Origin of the sequence: Cellulomonas hominis, assembly GCF_005239125.1 — a bacterium.
Classification (GTDB): domain Bacteria; phylum Actinomycetota; class Actinomycetes; order Actinomycetales; family Cellulomonadaceae; genus Cellulomonas; species Cellulomonas hominis_A.
Genome location: NZ_SZYE01000259.1, coordinates 1 through 4,328 on the forward strand (window position 1 = coordinate 1; position 4,328 = coordinate 4,328).

General features: G+C 78.4%; 4 protein-coding genes. 3 read left to right on the forward strand and 1 reads right to left on the reverse strand.

Features of this window, described 5'->3' with window-relative positions; genetic code table 11:
* Together FA014_RS18360 and FA014_RS18365 are read left to right on the forward strand one after the other, a co-directional pair.
* On the forward strand, window positions 1-1,150 hold a 1,150-nt coding region (locus FA014_RS18360), incomplete at its 5' end, for an MMPL family transporter (protein WP_154731061.1).
* Between the two features lie 10 nt (window positions 1,151-1,160).
* Window positions 1,161-2,195: a Gfo/Idh/MocA family oxidoreductase gene (locus FA014_RS18365; protein WP_154731062.1), complete on the forward strand. Its 1,035-nt coding sequence runs from the start codon at window positions 1,161-1,163 to the stop codon at window positions 2,193-2,195.
* 156 nt (window positions 2,196-2,351) lie between these two features.
* Here FA014_RS18365 and FA014_RS18370 read toward each other — a convergent pair whose 3' ends face one another.
* Entirely contained in the window at window positions 2,352-3,239 is an 888-nt protein-coding gene (locus FA014_RS18370) for a TIGR01777 family oxidoreductase (protein WP_154731063.1), read from the reverse strand.
* 110 nt (window positions 3,240-3,349) lie between these two features.
* Between FA014_RS18370 and FA014_RS18375 the strand changes: the two genes are divergently transcribed.
* On the forward strand, window positions 3,350-4,328 hold a 979-nt coding region (locus tag FA014_RS18375; RefSeq protein WP_154731064.1), incomplete at its 3' end, for a LacI family DNA-binding transcriptional regulator.

Consider the following 4,328-nt stretch of genomic DNA (forward strand, 5'->3'; position numbering starts at 1 on the left):
CGCGGGCACGCCCGCGCACGACCACCACGGCGCGCACGCGCCCGCCGGGCACCCCGCGCCCGCCGAGGGCCTGTGGGGCCGGCTGGCCCGCGGGGTCGGGCGGCGCGACCGCGCCGTGTGGGTGGCGACCACGGTGGTGCTCCTGGGCTGCGCGGCGTTCCTGCCCACGTTCCAGGCGTCGGGCACGAGCCAGGCCGACGTGTTCCTCACGGACGTCGACGCCGTGGCGGGGGAGCAGGTGCTCGCCGACCACTTCCCGGCGGGGACCGTGCAGCCGGCGACGGTGATCGTCGCCCAGGACCAGGCGGGAGCGGTGGTCGACGCGGCGCTGGACGTCGACGGCGTGGTGTCCGCGGCGCCCTACACCGGGGCGACGACGGGCGCGCCGACCGGGTCCGGGGGGCCCGGCGCGGAGGAGCCCGCGGAGCCGGTCGTCGTCGACGGCGACGTGCGCGTCGACGTGACCACCGAGGCCGCGGCCGACACCACGGAGGGCGTGGCGACGGTCGAGCGGCTGCGGGACGCGGTGCACGAGGTCGCCCCGGACGCGCTCGTCGGCGGGGCCGCCGCCGAGACGCTGGACGCGCAGGACGCCGGCACCCGGGACCTGCGGGTCATCGTGCCGGTGGTGCTGGTCGTGATCCTGCTCATCCTCATGGTCCTGCTGCGCTCCGTCGTCGCCGCGGTGCTGCTCATGCTCGCGAACGTGCTGTCCTTCGCGGCGGCGCTGGGCGTCGCGGCCCTGGTGTTCGAGCACGTGCTCGACTTCCCGGGGGCCGACCCCGCCGTGCCGCTGTACGCGTTCACGTTCCTGGTGGCCCTGGGCGTCGACTACTCGATCTTCCTCATGACGCGGGTCCGGGAGGAGAGCGCCCGGCTCGGCACCCGGGAGGGCGTGCTGCGCGGCCTCGCCGTCACCGGCGGGGTGATCACCTCCGCGGGCGTCGTGCTCGCGGTGACGTTCGCGGCCCTGGGCGTGATCCCGCTGCTCTTCCTCGCCCAGCTGGCCTTCATCGTGGCGTTCGGCGTGCTGCTCGACACGCTGGTGGTCCGCAGCCTGCTGGTGCCGGCGCTCGTGCACGACGTGGGGCGCCGCACCTGGTGGCCGAGCGCGCTCTCGCGGCAGGAGGAGGACGCGCACCGGGCCTAGGGTGGCGGCCATGACGGACGCGCTGCGGGTGGGACTGGTCGGCTACGGATCGGCGGGGCGGGGCATCCACGCCCGGCTGCTGCGGGAGGTCGGGGCCGAGGTCGTGCGGGTCGTGACCCGGAACCCGGCGCGGGCGGCCGCCGCGGAGCAGGACTGGCCCGGCGTGGCCGTCGACCCGGACGTGCCGTCGCTGCTCGCGCACGCCGGCGAGCTGGACGTCGTCGTCGTCGCCAGCCCGACCGGCGACCACGTCGAGCACGTCACGCGGGCACTGGCCGCGGGGGCGTCCGTCGTGGTGGACAAGCCGCTCGCCACCACGGCCGACGAGGCCGCCGCGCTCGCCCGGCTCGGGGCGGAGGCCGGCGACCGGCTGACGGTGTTCCAGAACCGCCGGTGGGACCCGGAGCAGCTGACGCTGCGCGGCCTGCTCGAGGCGGGCGAGCTCGGGACGGTGCACCGGTTCGAGCGCCGGTGGGAGCGCTGGCGTCCCGTGCCGCAGGACCGGTGGAAGGAGAACGACACCCGTGCGGGCGGCCTGCTGCTCGACCTCGGGGCGCACCTGGTCGACTCGGCGGTGCAGCTGTTCGGCCCGGTGGCCCGGGTGCACGCCGAGCTGCGGAACCTCACCACGCCCGCCGAGGACGACGTGTTCCTCGCGTTGACGCACGCGGCCCGCCCGGACGGGTCGACGGTCATCAGCCACCTGCAGGCCGGCGCGCTCGTCGGCGCGCCGGGCCCGCGTACCCGGGTGCTCGGCGACCGCGGCGCGTACCTGGTGACGTCCTTCGAGGGCGAGGCCACGCCGTTCGCCGCGCTCGACGAGGGCGACGACGCGCACGAGGGCTGGCTGGTGCACGGCGACGAGCGGGTGCCGGTGCCGCGCGCGCCCGGCGGCCACCCGGACTTCTACCGGGCGGTCGCGGCGTGGGTGCGGGGGACGGGCCCCGTCCCCGTCGACCCGGCCGACGCGGTGGTCACGGCCCGCGTCCTGGACGCGGCCCGGCTCTCGGCCCGCGAGCACCGCACGGTGACCCTGGACGCCTAGCCCGACCCGCCGCGCCCGACCCGCCGCGCCGCGCGCGCCCCCCGGGCGCGGCGGCCGCCGAGATGGCGGTCGTCGCGGGGTTCAGGGCCCCGGAAGGCAGCACCTGCTGCACAGTCGGCGGGGTGCGCCGGGCCGCGGGGCCGGGACGGCGCGCGGTCAGGGGAGGACGTACGCCGCCGCGGACTCAGGGGTGGGGTGCGCGTGCACGAAGCCCGAGGCCGTCAGCGTCGCGGGCACCACGCGCAGGCTGCCGAGGATCTCCTCGGAGAACTGGCCCAGCGCGATCCGGAGCGCGACCCCGGGCACCGGGAGCACGGCGGGGCGGTGCGCGCGGTGGGCGAGCGCCCGGACGATCTCGAGCTCGGTCGCCGGCTCCGCGGTGAGGTTCACCGGTCCGCTGACCGGCGCGTCGAGCAGGTGCAGGATCGCGCGCACCTCGTCCTCGAGGCTGATCCACGACCAGTACTGCCGCCCGCTGCCGAGCGGGCCGCCGAGCCCGAGCCGGATGAGCGGCAGCAGCCGCCCGAGCGCACCGCCCGACGGCGCCAGCACGATCCCGGTGCGCAGGAACGCGACCCGCACCCGCGGGTCGGCGACGGCGGGCGCCGCGGCGGCCTCCCACGCGCGCACCACCTCGGCGAGGTACGACGTGCCGTACGGCTCCTCCTCGGTGACCCGGGTGTCGCCCCGGTAGCCGTACGCGCCGGTGGCGGACCCCTGCAGCAGCACGCGCGGCGGGTCGTCCAGCCCGGCGACCGTCCGCGCGAGCAGCCCGGTGGTGCGGGTGCGCGACTCCAGGACGACCCGCTTGCGCGCGGGGGTCAGCCGCTTGTCGCCGACGCCGGCACCGGCCAGGTTCACGACCGCGTCCGCGCCGGCCAGGGCCGCCGGGTCGAGCAGGCCGGCGTCCGGGTCCCAGATCCGCTCGTCGGGGGTGCGGGGCGCCCGGCGGACGAGCCGGCGCACCTCGTGGCCCTCCGCCCGCAGGCGCCCGACCAGCGCCGTCCCGATCAGCCCGCTCGACCCCGCCACCACCACGATCATGCGGCTGACCCTACGGGCGACGACGGGGCGGGGCGCGTCGGCGGTGCCCGGGACCGGGCCGCGCCACGTCGGCGCCGACGGTGGTCGGCGCGCGCCTAGGCTGGTGCGCCATGGACGCCGAGCACCCGAGCGCCGGGGCGCCGTCGCCCCTGGCCGTCGTCGCCGCGGAGGCAGGCGTCTCCGTGCCCACCGTGTCCAAGGTGCTGAACTCCCGCCCGGACGTCGCGGGCGGGACCCGGGAGCGGGTCGCGGCGGTCCTGGCCCGGCACGGGTACGCCGTGCGGCCGTCGGGCAGCCGGCGGACCGGCTTCGTCGACCTGCGGGTGGTGGACCTGGACAGCACCTGGGCCGAGGCGGTCGTGCGCGGGGCGGCCCGTGCGGCGGCGCGGCTCGGCGCGGACCTGGTGGTGACCGTCGACTCCGATCCGGGCGCCGGGTCGAGCGGCGCGTGGGTCCGGCACGCGCTGCGCCGCGGCACCGACGGCCTGGTCAGCGTCGTCGGCGTCCCGGACGAGGGGGCCCGGGCCGACCTCGCCCGGGCGGGGGTGCCCCTCGTGGTCGTGGACCCGCGCACCCGCCCGGACCCGGAGCTGCTCGCCGTCGCCGCGACGAACTTCCGCGGCGGTCTGGACGCGACCGCCCACCTGGTCGGGCTCGGGCACCGCCGGATCGCGACCATCACCGGGCCGCAGGACCAGGACAACGCCGTCGCCCGGCTCGCGGGGTACCGGACCGCGCTGATCCAGGGCGGCCTGCCCGTGCAGGAGGAGCTGGTCCGCGGCGGGTCGTACGGGGTGGACGCGGGGTTCCGGGCGGCCGAGGTGCTGCTGCGGGCCGACGACCCGCCCACCGCGGTGTTCGCCGCCTCCGACGACACCGCGATCGGCGTGCTGCGCGCGGCCCGGGAACGCGGCGTGCGGGTGCCGGAGGACCTGTCGGTGGTCGGGTTCGACGACCAGCCCGTGGCCGCGTGGCTCGACCCCGCGCTCACGACGGTGCGGCAGCCGCTGGACGAGATGGGCGACGCCGCCGTGGCCCTCGCGCACCGCGCCCGGGAGGGCGCCGGCCCGCGGCCGCCGCCCTCCCGGG